This is a genomic window from Mycobacterium sp. IDUB_1 (genome assembly GCF_055419625.1).
Window position 1 is genome coordinate 1,122,114 of record NZ_JBVAYA010000001.1, and the last position, 20,424, is coordinate 1,142,537.

Genomic DNA, 20,424 nt, shown 5'->3' on the forward strand with positions numbered 1-20,424 from the left:
TTCGCAAATTCGTGCGGGAATCTGTGGGAAAAATTGTTGCTGACGTAAGATTTTCTGTGAATTTTTCCCAACCGTTCACAACCGGCGCGTTCTGTGTGGAGGCCCGCCGCCCGCCCCCGGGCGGATTCCCGCCGTTACGCTCGTCCCGTGCTGCTCTCCGACCGCGACATTCGGGCCGAGATCGACGCCGGACGGCTCGGCGTCGACCCGTGCGACGACAGTCTGATCCAGCCCTCCAGCGTCGATGTCCGCCTCGACAGCCTTTTCCGCGTCTTCAACAACACCCGCTACACGCACATCGACCCCGCACTGCGGCAGGACGACCTCACCACCCTCGTCGAGCCCAAAGAAGGGGAGCCGTTCGTACTGCACCCCGGAGAGTTCGTCCTCGGTGCCACGCTCGAGCGCTGCACGCTGCCCGACGACCTCGCCGGCCGCCTGGAAGGCAAGTCCTCGCTGGGCCGCCTCGGCCTGCTCACGCACTCGACCGCGGGCTTCATCGATCCGGGGTTCTCCGGCCACATCACGCTCGAGTTGTCGAACGTCGCGAACCTGCCGATCACGTTGTGGCCCGGCATGAAGATCGGCCAGCTCTGTCTGCTGCGGCTCACCAGCCCGGCCGAGTATCCCTACGGCAGCGACAAGGTGGGCTCGAAATACCAGGGCCAACGCGGCCCCACGCCGTCGCGGTCGTACCAGAACTTCCTCCGGTCGAATTGACCGCGGCGGGAATCACCGTCCGGCGGGTAATGTCATAACAACTGGCGCGCCGGCTGCGAATCACCGTCGTACAGCTAACCGCGACGTGTGTAACACCGTGGCTGTCCGCGCCGATGAAGTACTAGTTGTCAGTGCTCACCGCCCAGGTGGGCCCGTACAGCGACCAGGCTGCAGCAAATATTTGGAGGGGTCGAGTGGACATCGTTCTCGGTGTGTCGATGACACCTACGACGGTCCGCATGGTGCTGGTGGAAGGCGAAAAGGCAGACGGCGTCACCGTTGACCATGACGTCTTCGACGTCACGTCGCCCGACGCTTCGGCAAACGTTGCCGAACATGTCGTCGCCGCCATCCAGGGCACCAAGGAGAGCGCGGAGTCCGGGGGGCATCACCTCAAATCCATCGGCGTCACGTGGAGTGACCACACCGAGGCGTCGGCTCTACGCGACGCGCTCACCGCGCAGGGCATCGACGACGTCATGCTCGTCGCCGAAAGCCATGCCGCCGCCTCGTTGGCGCAAGCGGTTGGGCGCGCGGTCGGATACGACACGACCGCTCTGCTCTTCGTCGACCGGGACACCGCGACGCTGTCGGTGGTCCGCACCGACGACGGCTCGGTGGTCAAAGTCCTCAGCCGTTCCCTGCACAGCACCGACGCCATGGCCGTGCTCACCGAGATGGCTCACGCGGTGGCCGCGCAGGACACCCCGCCGCAGGGAATGTTCGTCGTCGGCTCCGGTGTCGACGTCAGCTCCGTGAAGTCCCATCTCGAACACCTCGTCGCCCTGCCTGTCAGCGCGCCCGACGATGCGGATCTCGCCCTGGCCCGCGGCGCAGCGCTGGCGTCCGCGGCCGCGCCGGCCTTCGAAGCGACCACCGTCGGGCTCGCCTACTCGCAAGATCCCGACGGCGACACCGCCGGCTCGGTGTATGCCGGGCTCGCCGGCGCCGACACCCAGCTCGCGCCCGTCGGCGCCGAGGTGGTCGACGAGTTCGTACAGACCGAGATGCGTGAGGCCGAGGAGGGCCGCAAGCCGTTCCTCCTGGTCGGCAGCGCGTTGACGTCGGTGTTCGTCATCGGTGTCGTCGCCCTGGTCATTTCGCTCGCCGTCAGCATTCGTCCGACGGTCGACTCGCGGCCGAGTCCCGCGCAGGCGGCGATCGTGCCGAGCAGCCAGGCTCCCGCGCCCGCGCCGATCGAGCAGGCCGCCCAGGTGCCGGCCGACCCGCCGCCATCGGCGGAGACCATCAAGCCTCCGGTGCCCGTCGCGGTGCAGCAGACTCCACAGCAGGCGCCGCGCACCGTCTACGTCGAGCAGGCCCCCGCTCCGGCTCCCGCCGCCCCGGCTCCCGCGCCCGCCCCGGCGGCGCCGCCTCCCGCGCCGGTGCCGGCACCCCCGGTCGTGGCCCCGGTGCCTGCGCCCGTCGTGGTGCCTCGGCCGATCATCGTGGTGCCGCAGCGGCAATGGCCGGTGTTCGCGCCGCCGAAGCCCGCGTGGACATGGCCGAGCCAGCCGGAGGCTCCCGAGCCCGACGAGCCGGAGACCCCGCCGTGGACGCCGCCGGTGACGCAGCCGCAGGTTCCTCAGGTGCCGTCGGTGCCGCAGACGCCGCAGTGGCCCGGATCGAGCTCCGGGAGCGGTCGCGGTGGTGACGACTACCCCAGCGGGTCCGGCAGTTACGGCGGTTCGGGTGGTTCCGCCGGCTTCGGTGGGCCGAGCGGTTCGGGGTCGTCGTCGCGTGGCGGTTCGGGCAGCGGACCCTCGGGCGGCGAGAAGTGTTTCCTGATCTTCTGCGCGCCCGGTGGGGGCGGCCGCGGCTAGCCGACCGAGCTGATCGTCGCGTCGCAGATCGGCAGGTTCACCTCCAGTAGGTGTGATTTCGTCGTGTTGGGTGCCGTGACGACGAGCGTTCCGGTGCGCCCACATCCGTTGCCTGTAGCGGTGTCGATCGCCGACGACTGCACGTCGGCGGTCGCCTTCTCGCCCGGCTGCAGCTCCAGATGCGGTGCGGAGTTCTGCGGCCGGCGCTCGACATGCACCAGCACTCCGCCGGCCGCCGTCACCAGGTCGGCGCCCGGATAGCCCACGAGGACACACGCCTGCGCTGAGCTGTTGGTGAACGTCACGTCCACCCGGCGCAGCGTGTCCGCCTCGGCCACGGGTCCCGCGGCGACGGTCAGATCGTTGTTGCCGCACGCCGCCGGTACGGCAGGCGTTGTTTCCGTTGGTGACGGGGGCGGGGCGGCCGTAGTGGACGGCGCCGGGGACGCGGTTGCGGATGGCTCCGCGGTTGCAGACGGCTTTGTGGTCGTGGAGGGCGCAGCCGTCACGGTGACCGTCGTCGTCGTCGACGGCGCCTCGGGGCGGTCGGAACCGCAGCCGGCGAGCAGAAGCGCCGCGGCGGCACCTGAGATGAGCAGGGGTGTTGTCCTCATGGCATCAGTACAGAGCACGCCGCGGGCTACCGATCCCAATTTCGCGGCACGCGACCGTCACTTCCCGTTGATCTGGCGGCCAGTGTCGCGTTATGACCACCTCATTCCGGGCACCTATAGAGGCACTATGCGATGCACCGTTTTCGGCACCGGTTACCTCGGCGCCACCCATGCCGTCGGGATGGCAGAGCTCGGCCACGAGGTGATCGGCGTCGACATCGACCCCGGCAAGATCGCCAAACTGGCCAGCGGCGACGTCCCGTTCTACGAGCCGGGACTGCCAGAGATGTTGCAGCGCAACCTCGATACCGGCCGACTGCACTTCACCACCGACTACGCCGAGGCTGCCGACTTCGCCGACGTCCACTTCCTCGGCGTCGGAACACCGCAGAAGAAGGGTGAATACGGCGCCGACCTGAAGCACGTGTACGCGGTGATCGATGCGCTCGTACCCCAGTTGCGCCGCCCCGCGGTGATCGTCGGTAAATCCACCGTGCCCGTCGGAACCGCAGCCGATCTCGTCGACCGCGCCGCTGCGCTGAGCCCGGAAGGGATACCCGTCGAGATCGCGTGGAATCCCGAGTTCCTGCGAGAAGGACTCGCCGTCCACGACACACTGCATCCCGACCGCATCGTCGTTGGCGTACAAAAGGAGTCGCAGCTGGCCGAGGCCGCGATCCGGGCGCTGTACGCGCCGCTGCTCGAGGACGGCGTACCGTTCCTGTTGACCGATCTGCAGACGGCGGAACTGGTCAAGGTCTCCGCGAATGCCTTTCTGGCCACCAAGATCTCGTTCATCAACGCGATCTCCGAGGTCTGCGAGGCCGCCGGCGCCGACGTGACGACGCTGGCCGACGCCCTGGGGTACGACGCCCGCATCGGGCGACGGTTCCTCAACGCCGGCTTGGGTTTTGGTGGCGGCTGCCTGCCCAAGGACATCCGCGCGTTCATGGCGAGAGCCGGCGAGCTCGGCGCCAATCACGCGCTCACGTTCCTGCGCGAGGTCGACAGCATCAACATGCGCCGCCGTACCCGCATGGTCGAGTTGGCGACCACCGCATGCGGAGGCTCTCTGCTCGGCGCCAACGTGGCCGTCCTGGGGGCGGCGTTCAAACCCGAGTCCGACGACGTCCGCGATTCGCCTGCATTGAACGTTGCCGGGTTGCTGCAGCTCAACGGCGCGACCGTCAACGTCTACGACCCCAAAGCGATGGAGAACTCGCGCCGGCTGTTCCCTACCCTGACGTACGCGACGTCGGTCGCCGAGGCCTGCGACCGTGCCGACGCTGTCCTGGTGCTGACCGAGTGGGACGAGTTCGTCGACCTGGACCCCGAGACGCTCGCCGATACGGTGCGCACCAAAGTCATTGTCGATGGCCGTAATTGCCTTGCCATCGAGCGGTGGCGGCAGGCCGGCTGGAAGCTCTATGCGCTGGGTAGACCAGCTGGCTAAGCTCAGGTGATGTCTGGATTCCAACACCGGCTGCGATGGTTGGTCCTGCACGGCATCGTCCGCGGCCTGTCCAGGGTCGGCGCCCGGCGCGGTGATCCGCAGGCCCGGCTGATCGCCGATCCCGCGGTGAGGGCAGATCCCGCGGCGTTCGCCGACGAGATGCGAGCTCGCGGCCCCGTCGTCCGCTCCCGCACAGCACTGATGACGTTCGACCACGCCGTCGCCAACGAGGTCCTGCGCTCCGACGACTTCCACGTCATGAGCCTCGGGGCCGGCCTGCCCCCGATCCTGCAACGCATCAACGAGAAGACCCGCACCGGGCTGCTGCACCCGATCGAGCCTCCGTCGCTGCTGTCGATCGAACCGCCCGAGCACACCCGCTGCCGCAAGATGGTGTCGTCGGTGTTCACCACTCGCGCGGTCGCCGCGCTGCGCGACCGCGTACAGGACACTGCGGACGGGCTGCTGGACCGCCTCGAGGGTGAGAACGGCGTCGTCGACGTCGTGGACGCCTACTGCGCCCAGCTGCCGGTTGCGGTCATCAGCGACATCCTGGGTGTGCCGGAGGCGGACCGGCAGCAGATCCTGCGCTTCGGCGAACTCGCCGCCCCCAGCCTGGACATCGGCCTGTCCTGGAAGCAGTACACGAGTGTCCACCAAGGCCTCGTCGGGTTCAACGCATGGCTGACCCATCACCTCGACGAGCTGCGCCGAAATCCCGGCGATGACCTGATGAGCCAGCTGATCCTGGCCAGCGCGCAGGCTGAGGAAGGCGCCCAGCTCTCCCAGCGCGAGCTCCTGGCCACCGCGGGCCTGGTCCTCGCAGCCGGCTTCGAGACCACGGTCAACCTGCTGGGCAACGGCATCCGAATGCTCCTGCAGTCGCCCGGACACCTCGAGACACTGGCCGCCCGCCCCGAGCTGTGGCCCACCGCCGTCGAGGAGGTGCTCCGGCTCGACTCACCCGTGCAGATGAGCGCCCGCTTCGCCCGCAAGGACGTCGACATCGCCGGCACCCACATCACCCGGGGCGAGTTGATCATCCTCCACCTGGCCGGGGCGAACCGCGATCCCAAGGTGTTCACCGATCCGCACCGCTTCGACCTCGAGCGGGAGAACGCGGGCAAGCACCTGTCGTTCTCCGGTGGCCGGCACTTCTGCCTCGGCGCCGCGTTGGCCCGCACCGAGGGCGAAGTCGGGTTGCGCACCTTCTTCGAGCGCTACCCCGGTGCGCAGCTCGCCGGAACCGCCCAGCGGAGGGACACCCGCGTGCTGCGCGGGTGGTCAACATTGCCGATCACCCTTGGGAGCGCGCGCACCGCGCTAGCGTGAGGTGGTGGACTTCCGAGCAGCTCTGCTCGAGCAGACTCGAGCTTTCGGCGATCTGATCCGTACGGCAGACCCGGCGACACCGGTGCCGACGTGCGGCGACTGGAACCTCAAACAGTTGTTCCGTCACGTCGGACGCGGAAACCGTTGGGCCGCACAGATGATCCTCGAGCGCCGCAACCAGGAGCTCGATCCGAGAGACGTGCGCGACGGCAAACCGCCGGACGACCCGGACGCTGCCGCGGACTGGCTGGTGAGGGGCGCGGAACTGATCGGCGAGGCGATCGATCGGGTCGGCGCCGAGACTCGCGTGTGGACGTTCGTCGGGCCCCGACCGGCGGGCTGGTGGATACGGCGACGACTGCACGAGGCCACCGTGCACCGTGCCGACGCTGCCCTGGCCCTCGGTGTGCCGTTCGAGCTGGCGCCGGATCTGGCCGCGGATGCCCTCAGTGAGTGGATCGACCGTGTGACCGAGGACCGGCGGCGTCCGCCGGCCCTGGACCGGGACCAATCCATTCACCTTCACGCCACCGATTCGGATTTGGGACCGACGGGGGAGTGGATGATCGTCCACGACGCAGAAGGCGTGTGGTGGTCACACGACCACGGCAAGGGCAGTGTGGCGCTGCGGGGCCCGGCGACGAATCTGCTGCTGGCCACGGTGCGCCGCATCGGCACCGCCGATGCGGGCCTCGAGGTTCACGGCGACACCGCCGTCTGGGACGGCTGGCTGGAACGCACGCCGTTCTGAGCGGCCTAAGCTCTCGATCATGACCACTTCGGAGATGGCGACCGTGCTCGCCTGGCACGACGCCCTCAACGCCGGCGACCTCGACACGCTGGTGTCGCTGTCCAGCGACGACATCGAGATCGGTGACGCCCACGGCGCGGCACAGGGTCACGCCGCACTGCGGTCCTGGGCGCAGGGACTGGGCCGCACGATCGAACCCGGTCGCATCTACGTGCACGACGGTGTCGTCGTGGTCGAGGAGAAGGTCGAAGGCGAAGGTCCGGCCGCGTCGGCCTTCAGGGTGGTCGCCGATCACGTGACATCGGTGTTCCGGCACGACGATCTGGCTGCCGCGCTGGCCGCCACGGAACTCACCGAAGCAGACCTCACCGGCTGATGCGCGGCATCATCCTGGCCGGCGGATCTGGCACCCGGCTGTACCCGATCACCATGGGTGCCAGCAAGCAGCTGCTGCCGGTGTACGACAAGCCGCTGATCTACTACCCGCTGTCGACGTTGATGATGGCGGGTATCCGTGACATCGCCGTCGTCACCACCCGCGAGGACGCGCCCGCGTTTCGCCGGCTGCTCGGCGACGGGGCGGACTTCGGTGTCAATCTCAGCTACGCCGTGCAGGACGAACCCGAGGGCCTGGCACAGGCTTTCATGATCTGCGCCGACCACATCGGAACCGATTCGGTGGCACTCGTGTTGGGCGACAACATCTTCTACGGTCCCGGACTGGGAACCAGCCTGCGGCGTTTCCACACCGTCGAGGGCGGATCGATCTTCGCGTACTGGGTCGCTGATCCGTCCGCCTACGGTGTGGTGGAGTTCGACGACGACGGGACGGCGTTGTCGCTGCAGGAGAAACCGGCCACACCGAAATCGCACTACGCGGTGCCGGGCCTGTACTTCTACGACAACGACGTCATCGAGATCGCGCGCTCGCTACGAAAATCGGCGCGGGGCGAATACGAGATCACCGAAATCAACCAGCGGTATCTCGAGCAGGGCCGGCTCAGCGTCGAGGTGCTCGCGCGCGGTACGGCCTGGCTGGACACGGGGACGTTCGACTCGTTGCTCGACGCGAGCGATTACGTACGCACGATCGAACGCAGACAGGGCCTCAAGATCAGCGTGCCCGAAGAGGTAGCGTGGCGGGTCGGTTTCATCAGCGACGACGAATTAGCCGCGCGCGCAAATAAACTCCTGAAGTCTGGCTACGGCGCGTATCTTCTGGAGCTTCTGGACCGCTGACCCGACTCGCGCATATATTGCTCATTGCCATACAGCCGTATTGGCCGTAAGTTTGCTGTGAACTCAACGGGGAGGACCAGTCATGGCGTGGGAGAACTGCATAGGTCGTGTCGGGGGATTAGCCGTGGCATTGGGAATCGGCTCCGCGATCGCAGCGGTACCGACCGTGGCCTGGGCCCAACCTGACGACACCCCGTCGGTCAGCGCCTCCGCCGGCCCCGCGAAAGCCTCAGCGGATACGAAGGCTGACACGAAGGCTGACAAGAAGGCCGACAAGCCGCTAGCCAAGCGCGGGTTCGGCGCGAAGCCGGCCGAGGCCGCCGACGCCGACGATGCGAAATCGGTTGTCTCATCAGCAGATACTGAAAGCGAAGCAGAAGCGCCCACCAAAGGCCGGCTGTTCAAACCCCTGTTCACGCCGCGGCCGGCAGCCGGGAAGGACGACCGCGACGACGATTCCGAGCCCGCCGCCGCGCCTCTGCTTCTGACGATGCTCGCCTCTGCCCGCCAGCAGGCCGAGGAGCGCCGGGCCGACCGGGCAGCAGCGGCGGCAACCTCGAGCGCCGTCCAGGCGAGCCCCTCCTTAGTGGCAGACCCCGCCGACACCGAGATCCGTGGAGTGCCGGACGGACCCGTGGTCATCGGCTCGACCGGCACGGTGTATCAGGTCACTCACGACGCGGACGGAACCCGCGTCAGCATCGTCGACAGCAGCGGGAACGTCATCACCACCAGCGATGCGATCGCCGGTACATCGGGCTCGTCGATCCCGGTCGCCAGGCCGGATGGCTCGCTGGTGGTCGTCACGACCAACGACCGCGCCACCCGCTCCACGCTGTGGTCGGTGAACAGTCAGGGCGAGGTCACGAAGATCGCGACGGTCGCCGGATTCACCAGCGGACGGCCGCAGGTGGGGGCCGACGGTTCGCTGTACTTCGGCACCAACATCCCCTTCATCTTCAGCCCCATCGGGAACATCGACTACCGCACGGTCCGCGTCTCGCCGACCAACACGGTGCGGACATACGCTTCCGACACGAGCGTGACGCTGGCGATCGACGGCAGTGCGTACCTGGTGTCGTCCCAGTTCGGTAGTCGGACGCTGCGTGCCATCGGACCAGACGGGAAGACGAAGACATTCCTGTTGCCCGGCGGGACCGACGGCATGGACCCGATCCGCGGCGAGGACGGATACATCTACCTTCCCGTCGGAGTCCGAACGCTGTTCGGTGGCAAGACAACTCGGATCTACACGATGCGAGACGGCGACAGCACCATTCGCACCGTGGCGGGTCTGCCGAGCGTCTACACGGTGAAGAACGACGGCGTCTACCTCGCGACCGTCACCTACCCGGGCAACACCGATGTCGGCAACGGCAGCACGTCCATCTACATCATCAACCCGACCGCCATCACCACGCCGAGGGTCATCGACGCACGCCTGCGCAGCTTCCAGGTCAGTGCAGAGGGCACGATCTACGCCGTGGTCAGAGACCCCGCCAGCACGCCGGTCGTCGTCATCAGTCCCGATGGCACCACACGCAGCACCGTCGAACTGCCCGGCACCGCACCATTCCTGACTGCCGCCAACCAGGTCCTCGGCGGGGGAGAACAAACCGACGACAACGGATACGTCACCTACACCGCGGACGGCTCGAATTACCTTGCTGTGCTGAACCCCGATGGGTCGGTCAACCGCACCATCGCGCTGCCCGCAGGGACCGTGCCGGGCAATGTGTTCTTCGGTCCCGACGGCGCGGCCTATCAGATCAACCAGGTGCGTCAACTCGGCGGCGCAGCGACCGCGCAGATCCTGCTGACCTTGTCGAACGACACCTTCTCACCCGAGGTGCGAGGCCCGGCGCTCGTCAGCGGTCAGGCCGACGTCCAGTTCGCCCCCGACGGCAGCGGCTACCTGATCCTGCGCAACGATCCCGCTCTCGGCCTGCAGATCGTCGGCTTCGACTCCACCGGATTGACGGGGGTGGCCCAGACGCTGACACATCCCGTGACCACGGCATACCCGATCTACCCCGTGCAGACGCTTGTGTTCGGGCCCGACGGCACTGGCTACGCCGCGAGTAACGCCCCCGACGACCCGGCGGTGTACGCGTTCACCACGACCGGAGTGACCAAGGTGCTCGACCTCGACGACGGCACGCGTCCGACGGACATCCCCGTCGTCGGCCCCGATGGCACCGTCTACGTCACCACGGTCAGCGCCGACGGCTTCACCACCGTGCACACCATCGTGCCCGTGGTCTAGGTCGCGGCACGGTTCGGGGTGGCCAGCACCGCCGCGATGCCGGTGGTCAGCGGCACCGACAGCGCCAGTGCGATGCCGCCGACCGCCGAGCGGGCGATCTCGATCGCCACGCTCTCACTGGTCAGCACGTCGCCGAGTGACCGATTGGCGACGCTGAACAGCAGCAGGAGCGGCAACGCGCTGCCGGCATAGGCGAGCACCAGCGTGTAGACGGTGCTGGCGATGTGGTCGCGCCCCACCCGCATCGCGCCGACGAACACGGCCCGCCGGCCTGCTGATTCGACTCCGGCCAGCTCGAACACGGCCGAGGCCTGCGTGATGGTGACGTCGTTGAGGACGCCGAGAGAGCCGATGATGAAGCCCGCCAACAACAATCCGGTGATCGAGACGTTGCCCAGGTAGGCGGCGACCTCGTTGTTCTGGTCTTCCGACAGTCCCGTCAGATGGGCCAGTTCGATTGCGGCCCAGGACAGTACGGCGGCGAGAAGGAGCGCGGTCAACGTTCCGAGCAGCGCGGCGCTGGTGCGCAGGCTGACACCGTGTGCGAGGTAGATGACGGCGAACAGGATCGCAGCCGACGCGACCAGCGCCACCGGAACCGCGGGTGCCCCGTCACGCAACGCCGGTAGCAGGAACACCACCAGCACACCGAAGGCGATCACGATGCCGACCAGTGCACGCAGGCCACGCCAGCCCGCGACCGCGACGATCACCACGGCGAAGACCGCGGCCAGCACGGTCAGCGGCCACGTCCGCTCGAAGTCGTAGAACGCATAGCTCGTGGTCCCGGCGTCGTCGACCTGCCGGCTGACGCGGATGTGGTCGCCCACGGCCAGATGGGGTTGCCCGGGGCCGCCGCTGAACTCGAGCAGCGTCGTGGCGCCCTGGTTCGGCCCGGAGTCGATGTCGACCAGCGTCTGCACGCACTGCGCACCCTGCCCGGGCGCCGGGATCGGATCCGCGGTGAGAACCGCGCCGGCCGACGGGCTGCCACAGGTCGCGGTCGTGCTCGACACGACGTGGCCCGCCTCGGTGGTGACGGCGCCGCCGGCACTGTTCTGGAACGGCAGCGGGATGTCAGCCTTCTGGCTGCTGGGCCACAGCACCACCAGCCCGATCGCGACCGCGATGCCGCAGAGCGCGAGGAGGATGACGACGACCTTGGCTGCCAGCGGACCCAGTGGCGACGGGCCGCCCAGCGAGTGTGAATGGGAATGCGAGTGCGCCACCTCCGACAGAGTAGGCCGCGCAGCTGGCGGGATCACTCCGCCCACCGTTGAAATTGCTGCGGAACAGCCCCCTTCGGCGGCCCTAGTGTTCTTGTCAATCGATCTGACAGGGGGCGAAGGTGGGCAGGCAGAACAACGAGACAGCGTCGATGGACCGGGCATATCACGCGATGTTGGCGACGACAGTCCCGCTGTTTCTCGGTGAGCGGAGATTCGTGAAGAACGGCAACGAGTTCCGCCGTCAACGCGGCGCGATCTACGACGTGATCGACTTCCAGGAGAACTGGCACAACGGATCTGTGCGTTGGCACGGCTTCTTCATCAACGTCGGGGTGGGTTCGACCGAGGTGGACGCGGCGTGCGCGGCGCAGCAGCGCGCGAAGGCGGGCCGTAATCGACACCTGCTCAACCGCCGTTGGGAGTCCCTCGTTCCCGAACTCCCGTACGAGTTGCGGTTCCGACCGGACACCGACATGGCCGTCTTCAGTGCGGAGTTGTGTCGTGGACTCGGCCTGCTACTGGACGCGCTCGAACGGATCGACAGCACAGCGGCTTTGGTTCGATACGCCGTCGAGAACAACCTGTTGATCGCCTACGAAACCACGTGCTGCTACCTCGCCGCGATCGACGACATCGAGACGCTGACCTCGTATGTGGCGACGCTGCGAGACTGGTTCGGCCATCAAGAGCGGTGGGTGAACTTCAGCCGCCAGATCAGAGAAGAGACGGGACGTTGGGCGTCGGCTCTGAGCGAGCGCGGCGTCCTGGATCCGGTCACTGCCGATAGCTGACCAGGAAGTTGCCCAGGCGCTCGATGGCGTTGGACAGATCGCGTGCCCAGGGCAGCGTCACGATCCTGAGGTGATCCGGTGTGGGCCAATTGAATCCGGTGCCCTGTACGACGAGGATCTTCTCCTGCAACAGCAGGTCGAGCACCAGCTGCTCGTCGTCGTGGATCTCGTAGACCTCGGGGTCGAGCCGCGGGAAGGCATACAGCGCGCCCTGGGGCTTCACGCAGGAGACGCCGGGGATCTGGTTGAGCTTGTTCCACGCCACGTCACGCTGCTCGAGCAGCCTGCCGCCCGGCAACACGAGGTCGTCGATGCTCTGGTGTCCACCGAGCGCGACCTGAATGGCATGCTGGGCAGGCACATTGGGGCACAGTCGCATGTTCGCCAGGAGGCTGATGCCCTCGATGAAGCTGCCGGCGTTCTCTTTCGGGCCGGTGATGACCAACCATCCCGACCGATAGCCGGCGACCCGGTAGGCCTTCGACAGGCCGTTGAACGTCAGCGTCAGCACGTCGGGGGCCACCGAGGCCATCGAGATGTGCTTGGCGTCGTCGTAGAGGATCTTGTCGTAGATCTCGTCGGAGAGCAGCAGCAGTTGATGTTTGCGCGCCAGGTCGGCGATCTGCTCGAGCGTCTCGCGGCTGTACACGGCGCCGGTCGGGTTGTTCGGGTTGATGACGACGATCGCCTTGGTGCGGTCGGTGATCTTCGACTCGATGTCGGCGATGTCGGGGTTCCAGCCCTGCGTCTCGTCACACAGGTAGTGCACCGGGGTGCCGCCGGCCAGCGACGTGCATGCGGTCCACAGCGGGTAGTCGGGTGCGGGGATCAGCACCTGGTCGCCGTTGTCGAGCAGCGCCTGTAGCACCATCTGGATGAGCTCGGAGGCGCCGTTGCCGAGGAACACGTCGTCGATGTCGAACCGTGGGAACCCGTCGACCAGCTCGTAGCGAGTGAACACCGCACGCCGGGCGCTGACGATCCCCTTGGAGTCGGAGTAACCCTGCGCGTAGGGGAGCGCTTGGATGATGTCGCGCATGATGACGTCGGGGGCCTCGAAGCCGAAGGGCGCGGGGTTGCCGATGTTGAGCTTGAGGATGCGGTGACCCTCGGACTCCAGGCGCGCGGCGTGCTCGTGTACCGGTCCGCGGATCTCGTAGAGGACGTCCTGCAGCTTGCTGGACTGCGTGAACTCGCGGGGGCGCACGTGCTGGCCACTTCCGGTCTGCCAGGGCACCTGATGCGTACTCATGCGTTCGATCCTCCCACGCTGTGTCCAGGGGATTTCTGAAGCACCACTAGGCGTACTGCGCGGCACGATTGGTGTACTCCGCCCATGTGCGCTGGAAGTCCGCCGGGGACAACGTCGTCTCCCGGTGCGTGCCGACATCTCGGAACAATTCCGGTGCAAGCAATTCGAGCGCAGCAGACTGGTCCCAGAACAGCGATCGGCCGCCGTATCCAGAGTTCTCCCAGTTGTCGATGGCCCAGGAATTCGGGTGGTTCAGCATGATCTGCTTCAGGGTGTTCGGCAGACCCACAGGCCCCAACGAGCGCGCCATGTCCAGCGTCGGACCGTAGACCGTGCCGACACAACCGGCTCGGTTCGGCGTCAGATCGCAGTCGCTGCGCGGCACGTCGACGAAACTGTGGTCCAGTCCCGGCAGCTGTTCGTGGAAAACCGTTGCGCACGAGGGTCTGTCGTAGGTGCAGTTGAAAGACTCGACCGCCTCGAGGTCGCCGTCACCGGTCAACGGTCGGCCTGAGATCACCACCCGACCGATCTTCGAGCGGATCGCCGGCCCGTAGCTCACGAATGACGTGAAGGCGCCGAGGAGTAACACGTCGACCCGTTGACAGTTCGCGACGCTGTCGACGATCTGGTGCACGTAATCGTCCTGCTGCGGAGTGGGTGGCAGCGCGGTAGGCAGGAAATCATTGAGCCGGTTCATCAGCTCGCGGAACACGAGCACGAAATCCCCGAAGCTCGAGGCGATATCGGATTCGGTTCGATGAACGCCCGCACCAACGATCACGGGGATCGCGCGCTGCCCCGGCTCAGCCAGCAGCCGACTGGTGGCCGCCGCACCCAGCTCGGGTGTCGTGAATCCCTCGGTGGTGACGACGGCTGCGACATGGCGGTTGCCGACGACCATCGGCATGGACATCATGTCGTCGATGTCGAGGTCGGTGTCGATCAGCACGCACGTGTCCGGAGCTGCGCGGCTTTGCGGTGGGGCTGCCAGGCCCGAAAACGCCAACGCCGCCGTCGCGAGGACGACGGCGGCGAGAACTCTCGGCAGTCGAACGTGGGCCCTGTGTACGGGATCTGACGGAATTCCGTGCACAGGGCCCACGTTCGAGGAGTTACTTTCGGCCCGGGCGGCGAGCACCCTTGGCGATGCCGAGACCCTTCACCGGCGGCTCATCGCCGACGACGCGGGCCTCGCCGTCGCCACTGCCGTTGCTCGACGGAGCGGCGGGCTCCGGGTCCGCCGCAGCGGGCTCGGCGACGGGCTCCGGCTCGGCAGCGGGCTCGGCGACGGGCTCCGGCTCGGCCTTCGGCGCCGCAGGCGCCGCAGGAGCCGCGGCCGCCTTCTTCGCGCCCGGACGGCGGGCGCCCGCGGCGATACCCAGGCCCTTGACCTCAGGCTCCGGCTTGGCCTCCAGACCGCGGTCGGAATCTGCGGTGTCGGCGGGCTCGGTGCCCGCCTGGGCCGCGTCCGGTTCGGCGTTGGCCGGCTGCACGACCGTCGCAGCGCCCTCGTTCGGGGCCGCCTTCGGCGCTGCGGCGGCCTTCTTCGCTCCGGGACGACGGGCGCCGGACGCGATGCCCAGACCCTTGACCTCGGGCTCGGGTGTAGCCGGTGCGGCAGACGTCTCCGCCGGCTTGTCGGCGGCCGGAGCAGAGGCAGCGGGAGCGGAGGCCGCGGGAGCGGAGGCCGCGGGCGCGGCCTTCTTCGCGCCGGGCCGCTTCGCCCCGCCCGCGATGCCCAGACCCTTGACCGGGGCTGCGGCCTCGGGCTCGGCCTTGGCCGGTGCCTCGGCAGGCGCCGCTGACGCGGCGGCCTTCTTGGCTCCCGGACGCTTGGCGCCGCCTGCGAGGCCGAGCCCCTTCGCCGGAGCTGCAACAGCGGTCTTCGCCTCGGCAGGTGCGGGCGCCTCAGCCTGCTTCTCCTCGACGGGCTTCTCCTCGACGGCCTTTTCCTCGACGACCTCGGCCGGCGCGGAGGCCTCGACACGGGCCGCACGCTCCTCGGCTTCCTTGGCCGCGGTGCCCTTCTCGGGCAGCGTGACACCGGACTTGTCCAGCGAGCCGAGCAGCAGCTGGGCGACGTCGAGAACCTCCGGCGTCTTCTCCAGGCTGCGCGTGGACGTCACGTCGTCGACGCCGTCGGTCATCATCACGCGGCAGAACGGGCAGCCCGTCGCGATCGCCGATGCGCCGGTGTCCACGGCCTCTTCGGAGCGCTCCACGTTCACGCGCTTGCCGATGTGCTCTTCCATCCACATCCGGGCGCCACCGGCGCCGCAGCACAGGCCGCGCTCGGCGTGACGCGGCATCTCGGTCAGCTTGGCACCGGACGCCCCGATCAGCTCACGCGGCGCCGAGTACTCCTTGTTGTGGCGGCCCAGGTAGCACGGGTCGTGGTAGGTGATGTCCATGCCACCATCAGCCGGCTTGACCGGCACCAGCTTCTTGTCGCGCACGAGGCGGTTCAGCAGCTGCGTGTGGTGCAGCACCGTGTAGTTGCCGCCCACCTGCGGGTATTCGCGGCCCAGCGTGTTGAAGCAGTGCGGGCAGGTCACGACGATCTTGCGGTCCACCCGCTCGACACCCTCGAACAGATCGTTGAGCGTCTCGACGTTCTGCGCGGCCAGCTGTTGGAACAGGAACTCGTTGCCGGAGCGGCGGGCCGAGTCGCCGTTGCAGGTCTCGCCCTCGCCCAGCACCAGGTACTTGACTCCCGCGGTGGCGAGCAGTTCGGCGACGGCCTTGGTGGTCTTTTTGGCGCGGTCCTCGTACGCGCCCGCGCAGCCGACCCAGAACAGGTACTCGTAACCCGCGAACGACTCGACGTCCTTTCCGAACACCGGGATGTCGAAGTCGACCTCGTCGATCCAGTTCGTGCGGTCCTTGGCGTTCTGGCCCCAGGGGTTGCCCTTGTTCTCCAGGTTCTTGAAGAGGCCGCTGAGTTCGGCGGGGAACTCGGACTCCATCATCACCTGGTAGCGGCGCATGTCGACGATGTGGTCGATGTGCTCGATGTCGACCGGGCACTGCTCGACGCAGGCGCCGCAGGTCGTGCAGGACCACAGCACGTCGGGGTCGATGACGCCGCCCTGTTCGAGGGTGCCGACCAGCGGGCGGGTCGCCTGCAGCGGCGAGTCGGCGGGGATGCGCTCGAAGCCCGACTCCGGCACGTGCTCGTGGGAGTGCTTCTCGCTTTCCTTCTCGCCGCGCACGTCCTCGCCGAGACCGCCTTCCGGCGTGTTCTGCAGCGGTGATTCCTTGCCGTCGAGGAAGTACGGTGCCTTGGCGAACATGTGGTCGCGCAGGTTCATGATCACGAGCTTGGGAGACAGCGGCTTTCCGGTGTTCCACGCCGGACACTGTGACTGACAACGCCCGCACTCGGTGCAGGTCGTCATGTCGAGGTAGCCCTTCCAGGTGAAGTCCTCGATCTTGCCGCGGCCCAGCACCGCGTCCTCGGCGGGATCTTCGAAGTCGACGAGCTCGCCCTTGGACTCGACGGGCAGCAGCGGGCCCAGGCCGTTGGGCATCCGCTTGAACGTGACGTTGATCGGCGCCAGGCCGATGTGCAGGTGCTTGGAGTGCAGCACGATCAGCAGGAACACCAGCATGATCGCGATGTGGCCCAGCAGGGCCAGGGTCTCGATCCACTCGTTGGCGGGCTCACCCAGCGGGTGCAGAATCCAGCCCATGAACTGGGAGAAAAACGCGCCGTTGCCGTAGGGAAGCGCGCCGGTGTTGGCGCCGGCGCCGCGGACCAGGGCGTAGGTCCAGATGACGTTGAAGATCATGAACAGGATCAGCCAGGCGCCGCCGGTGTGCGAGCCGTAGAACCGGGAGTCGCGGCCGTGCTTCTTGGGCTCGCGAACGATGCGGATGATCGAGAACGTGATGATGCCCAGCAGCACGGCAAGGGCGAAGAAGTCCTGCAGGAAGCCGAGCACATCCCACCGGCCGATGATCGGGATGTGGAAGTCGTGGTCGACCAGCTGGCCGAAGGCCTCCAGGTAGACGGTGGCGAGGACGAAGAAGCCCCACATCGTGAAGAAGTGCGCGATGCCGGCAGTGTTCCAGCGCAGCAGGCGGGTCTGGCCGAAGACTTCTTCGATCTGGGTGGTGATGCGCTTGCCCAGATTGTCTTTGCGATTGTTGGCCTCGCTCATCGGCTGGCCCGACCGGATCAGCTTGGTCAGCCACAGCACGCGCTTGACCGCCAAGAGCCCGACGACGACGATCATCAGCGCCCCGACGATGATCCTGATCAGCATCTGGGTATCCACGCGCATCCTCCGGTTCTGGTTACCGCTGGGTAACTTAGACCATGTTACTGACAAGTAACTTAGCTCGCTGCCAGCTCATAGTCGCATCACGCACGGAATCGGCGCTACGAAGGTCGCCCTAACTACCGGTTGGTCAGTTCGCCGGAGCCAACATCACCCTCAGCATCGACAGCATTTCCGACCGCGATTCCGCGCCGAGGCGGCGCCGGATCCGGGCGACGTGATGCTCGACGGTCTTGGCTGAGATGAACAGCTGCGCCCCGATGTCGCGGTAGGGCAGGCCCTGCAGCAGTAGCTCGGCGACCTCACGTTCGCGCTCGGACAGCGAGGCGGCCGGCCGGGGGCGCGTGGTCGTCGGCGCCGTGGCCGGCCGCGCGTCGACGGCATCGGTGGGTGCCTCGGGTGCCGCGACCGACTGCTTGAGATCGCGAGCCAGCTGCAGCATCGCCTGGGACACCCGCGGATCGGTGGTGTGCAGGGCGGCCTGGCCGGCCAGCCGCGTGGCATCGGAGGTGTGGCCCACCTGGGCCAGCCCGCGCGCCGCCGCGGCCACCTCGACGGTGTCGACGGCATTGGCGAGCACCCGCAACCACGTGCGCCCGGCCGTGGCCAGGACTTTCGCCAGCGCCGAGTGCGCCGCCGCGGCCGTCAACGCCTGGCCGTGTGGTGCGACGTCGTCGGGAGAGTTGGCCAGGATGCCCGCGTGCACGCCGGCCCAATGCAGCGGAACCGACCACAGCACCGGATCGCCGAGCCCGGCCAAGGCCTCGAAGGCCTGGTCCACGGCGTGCCGCAGCCGGTCGACCTGACGCATCCGAGCAGCAGCCATCCACAGTTCGCCGAGCGGCAGCAGCGTGAACAGATCCGGGGAGCACTCGGCGAGCACTTCCATACCCGCGAACCAGTGGTGCTGCATCGCGCCCGTGTCGCCGCCGCGCCGGGCGATCGCGGTCTGCAACGCCGCCGCCCAGAGCGCGTCGCGCCGATGCAGCTGACGGCCGGACACCGCGGCGACGGCGGTCCCGGCTGACTGCAGGTGGCCGTCCTGCATCAGCGTCCAGCCGTGCAGTAACCGGTGCCGGTACGTGACGAAGATCGCATCCGATGCCCGCTCACCATCGAAGTCGTCACCGGACCCCTCCCGCACCGCCCGCCCGATCACCGAGCGGGCGCGCACCGGGTCGCCGCCGTGCAGTGCGGCCAGGGTCACCAGCGCGGCCGGGGTGTCAGGGGTGACGACGGACGGGTTCGTGTCGGGGCCGATCGCCTGACTGAGACGACTGAGTGCGACGGGATAGGGGGCGTCGAGCGTCAGCACCAACCCGTCGGTGACGGCGCGGGCCGCCCTCGCCATCGAGGTGGGCGGTCCCGACAGGGGCGCATCGGTGCCGGCACGTGCCGCGGCCACGTCCCCGGCAGCCATCGCGGAGATCGTCGCGGCGGCGCCGACGACGGCGTCGGGGGTCGGTCCGAGCCAGGTGAACAGGTCCCGGGCCTGGGCCGAATTCCCGTCGTGCAGGGCGACACTCGCCGCGATGCGCACCGCGGCAGACCGCTCGGCGGTGTCGGATGACGTCAGCATCTCGTCGGCCAGCCGCGCCGCCGTCGCGCAGTCTCCTGTCAGGGCGAGAGCGTCGGCCACGTGCGCACCGGGTATCGCGTCGCTCGCTCGCGCCGCCGCCCGGTACAGGCGTGCCGCTCGCGCGGGCGTCGCAGTGCCCGCTCCGGCCAGCTCGGTCAGCGCGGAGCCCAGCCGCTCGTCGCGCAGTCCGTGCTCGGCCAGCCGCAGCGCCAGCTCGGGTGTCAACGTCGACGTCGCCACCTGCGACGCCAGCACCGCCACTTCGACGTCGTGATGGTGTGCGGCGCCGACGATCGAGGCAACGGCGTCGTGGACGTCGCGCACGAAACCCGGCGGATGCGACGGGTCGAGGAGACCGCTGGCACGAGCACGGTCGACCGCCGCCCGCGCGTCGCCCGGTGCGATGGCCAAGCCGGCGGCGACGTCGTCAGGTCCCAGGCCGGAGGTCAGCGACGAGATCAGCAGCGTGTCGAGCAGCGGTTCGTCGAGGCGGCGGAGGCGCTCGATCAGAGCGAATCGCGCGGCCTGGCGCACCGCCGGGGTGCCCTCACCGATAGCGGCCAGCGCCGGCCGCAGTACGAACGGCAGGCCGGCGGTGGCCCCGACGAGCATCCGCACCAGGTCGGGCGCTGCAGCCTCACCCAGTGCGGCGCCGCTGATCCTCCCCACGTCGACCGGCGTCAGCGGCCCGAGCGCGACCGGGAGGTTCTCGCGTTCGAGGGCGGTGACCAGGCGTCGGAGCGCCTGATGATGAGCGAGCGGTTGCGCCGCGATCACGAGCGTCGCGGTGGGATCGGCGACCAGCGCCGTCAGCTGCTCCAGTTCGTCGTCTCCGAGCAACTCGGCGTCGTCGACCAGCACCGCTGCGCCGTCGCTGTCGCCAGGACGGGGTGGCCGGGACAGCACGGGACGGCCGGCAGCGCGCAGAAGCTGACGCAACGCCGCCAGCACGATCGACTTACCGGTCCCGATACCACCCGTGACCGCCAACTTCGTGGCGACGTGGGGGTCACGCTCGACCGCGCCGACCGCCTCGCGCGCCGCCGGCGGCAGATCGGTGGATCGAGGCCCCGGACCGGTCATCGCCGA

At 68.1% G+C, this 20,424-nt stretch carries 15 protein-coding genes; 9 read left to right on the forward strand and 6 right to left on the reverse strand.

What is annotated here, in order from left to right; all coding sequences use genetic code 11:
* Nucleotides 1-147: 147 nt before the first annotated feature.
* Both dcd and ACZYYX_RS05665 read left to right on the forward strand, forming a co-directional pair.
* Nucleotides 148-720, forward strand: a complete 573-nt coding sequence (dcd, locus tag ACZYYX_RS05660; RefSeq protein ID WP_463813452.1) for a dCTP deaminase — start codon at nucleotides 148-150, stop codon at nucleotides 718-720.
* Between the two features lie 194 nt (nucleotides 721-914).
* Nucleotides 915-2,543 (forward strand): DUF7159 family protein, encoded by a 1,629-nt coding sequence (locus ACZYYX_RS05665; RefSeq protein ID WP_463813453.1) that lies wholly within the window; start codon nucleotides 915-917, stop codon nucleotides 2,541-2,543.
* Here ACZYYX_RS05665 and ACZYYX_RS05670 read toward each other — a convergent pair.
* On the reverse strand, nucleotides 2,540-3,157 hold the full coding sequence (locus ACZYYX_RS05670) for a DUF4232 domain-containing protein (protein ID WP_463813454.1): 618 nt from the start codon (nucleotides 3,155-3,157) through the stop codon (nucleotides 2,540-2,542). The two genes, ACZYYX_RS05665 and ACZYYX_RS05670, sit on opposite strands and share 4 nt — an antisense overlap.
* A 127-nt stretch (nucleotides 3,158-3,284) precedes the next feature.
* On the opposite strand from ACZYYX_RS05670, the gene ACZYYX_RS05675 reads away from it, so the two are divergent.
* The 6 genes from ACZYYX_RS05675 (at nucleotide 3,285) to ACZYYX_RS05700 (ending at nucleotide 10,198) form a co-directional block, all read left to right on the forward strand.
* Nucleotides 3,285-4,610 (forward strand): UDP-glucose dehydrogenase family protein, encoded by a 1,326-nt coding sequence (locus tag ACZYYX_RS05675; RefSeq protein ID WP_463813455.1) that lies wholly within the window; start codon nucleotides 3,285-3,287, stop codon nucleotides 4,608-4,610.
* A gap of 9 nt (nucleotides 4,611-4,619) precedes the next feature.
* Nucleotides 4,620-5,942: a cytochrome P450 gene (locus ACZYYX_RS05680; RefSeq protein WP_463813456.1), complete on the forward strand. Its 1,323-nt coding sequence runs from the start codon at nucleotides 4,620-4,622 to the stop codon at nucleotides 5,940-5,942.
* A 4-nt stretch (nucleotides 5,943-5,946) separates the two neighbouring features.
* The gene (locus tag ACZYYX_RS05685) at nucleotides 5,947-6,693 is read left to right on the forward strand and encodes a maleylpyruvate isomerase family mycothiol-dependent enzyme (RefSeq protein WP_463813457.1); all 747 of its coding nucleotides are present in this window, start codon (nucleotides 5,947-5,949) and stop codon (nucleotides 6,691-6,693) included.
* A gap of 19 nt (nucleotides 6,694-6,712) precedes the next feature.
* Nucleotides 6,713-7,069: a nuclear transport factor 2 family protein gene (locus ACZYYX_RS05690; protein WP_463813458.1), complete on the forward strand. Its 357-nt coding sequence runs from the start codon at nucleotides 6,713-6,715 to the stop codon at nucleotides 7,067-7,069.
* Nucleotides 7,069-7,932, forward strand: coding sequence for a glucose-1-phosphate thymidylyltransferase RfbA (gene rfbA / locus ACZYYX_RS05695; protein ID WP_463813459.1), 864 nt, complete (start codon nucleotides 7,069-7,071; stop codon nucleotides 7,930-7,932). Before ACZYYX_RS05690 ends, rfbA begins: the two co-directional genes overlap by 1 nt.
* Before the next feature lie 124 nt (nucleotides 7,933-8,056).
* Nucleotides 8,057-10,198 (forward strand): NHL repeat-containing protein, encoded by a 2,142-nt coding sequence (locus ACZYYX_RS05700; RefSeq protein WP_463813460.1) that lies wholly within the window; start codon nucleotides 8,057-8,059, stop codon nucleotides 10,196-10,198.
* On the opposite strand, the gene ACZYYX_RS05705 is transcribed toward ACZYYX_RS05700, so the two are convergent.
* The gene (locus ACZYYX_RS05705) at nucleotides 10,195-11,427 is read right to left on the reverse strand and encodes a YibE/F family protein (protein WP_463813461.1); all 1,233 of its coding nucleotides are present in this window, start codon (nucleotides 11,425-11,427) and stop codon (nucleotides 10,195-10,197) included. The genes ACZYYX_RS05700 and ACZYYX_RS05705 overlap by 4 nt on opposite strands.
* A 119-nt stretch (nucleotides 11,428-11,546) precedes the next feature.
* Between ACZYYX_RS05705 and ACZYYX_RS05710 the strand changes: the two genes are divergently transcribed.
* Complete coding sequence (locus ACZYYX_RS05710) at nucleotides 11,547-12,218, forward strand: DUF4304 domain-containing protein (protein WP_463813462.1); 672 nt, start codon at nucleotides 11,547-11,549, stop codon at nucleotides 12,216-12,218.
* Here the strand turns inward: ACZYYX_RS05710 and ACZYYX_RS05715 are convergent.
* The 4 genes from ACZYYX_RS05715 to iniR all read right to left on the reverse strand — a co-directional run bounded on the left by ACZYYX_RS05715 (nucleotide 12,202) and on the right by iniR (nucleotide 20,418).
* A complete protein-coding gene (locus tag ACZYYX_RS05715) occupies nucleotides 12,202-13,470 on the reverse strand; it encodes a pyridoxal phosphate-dependent aminotransferase (protein WP_463813463.1) in 1,269 nt (422 codons plus the stop codon). The genes ACZYYX_RS05710 and ACZYYX_RS05715 overlap by 17 nt on opposite strands.
* 46 nt (nucleotides 13,471-13,516) lie before the next feature.
* Nucleotides 13,517-14,422, reverse strand: coding sequence for a nucleoside hydrolase (locus ACZYYX_RS05720; RefSeq protein ID WP_463813464.1), 906 nt, complete (start codon nucleotides 14,420-14,422; stop codon nucleotides 13,517-13,519).
* A gap of 163 nt (nucleotides 14,423-14,585) precedes the next feature.
* Nucleotides 14,586-17,753: a (Fe-S)-binding protein gene (locus tag ACZYYX_RS05725; protein ID WP_463813465.1), complete on the reverse strand. Its 3,168-nt coding sequence runs from the start codon at nucleotides 17,751-17,753 to the stop codon at nucleotides 14,586-14,588.
* A 133-nt stretch (nucleotides 17,754-17,886) separates the two neighbouring features.
* Nucleotides 17,887-20,418, reverse strand: a complete 2,532-nt coding sequence (gene iniR, locus ACZYYX_RS05730; protein WP_463813466.1) for an isoniazid response ATPase/transcriptional regulator IniR — start codon at nucleotides 20,416-20,418, stop codon at nucleotides 17,887-17,889.
* Nucleotides 20,419-20,424: the final 6 nt, after the last annotated feature.

Excerpts from the sequence above, each read along its gene's own strand:
- ACZYYX_RS05670 (WP_463813454.1), bottom strand. The coding sequence starts at position 3,157 with ATGAGGACAACACCCCTGCTCATCTCAGGTGCCGCCGCGGCGCTTCTG.
- ACZYYX_RS05675 (WP_463813455.1), top strand. The coding sequence starts at position 3,285 with ATGCGATGCACCGTTTTCGGCACCGGTTACCTCGGCGCCACCCATGCC.
- ACZYYX_RS05680 (WP_463813456.1), top strand. The coding sequence starts at position 4,620 with ATGTCTGGATTCCAACACCGGCTGCGATGGTTGGTCCTGCACGGCATC.
- ACZYYX_RS05690 (WP_463813458.1), top strand. The coding sequence starts at position 6,713 with ATGACCACTTCGGAGATGGCGACCGTGCTCGCCTGGCACGACGCCCTC.
- rfbA (WP_463813459.1), top strand. The coding sequence starts at position 7,069 with ATGCGCGGCATCATCCTGGCCGGCGGATCTGGCACCCGGCTGTACCCG.
- ACZYYX_RS05715 (WP_463813463.1), bottom strand. The coding sequence starts at position 13,470 with ATGAGTACGCATCAGGTGCCCTGGCAGACCGGAAGTGGCCAGCACGTG.
- iniR (WP_463813466.1), bottom strand. The coding sequence starts at position 20,418 with ATGACCGGTCCGGGGCCTCGATCCACCGATCTGCCGCCGGCGGCGCGC.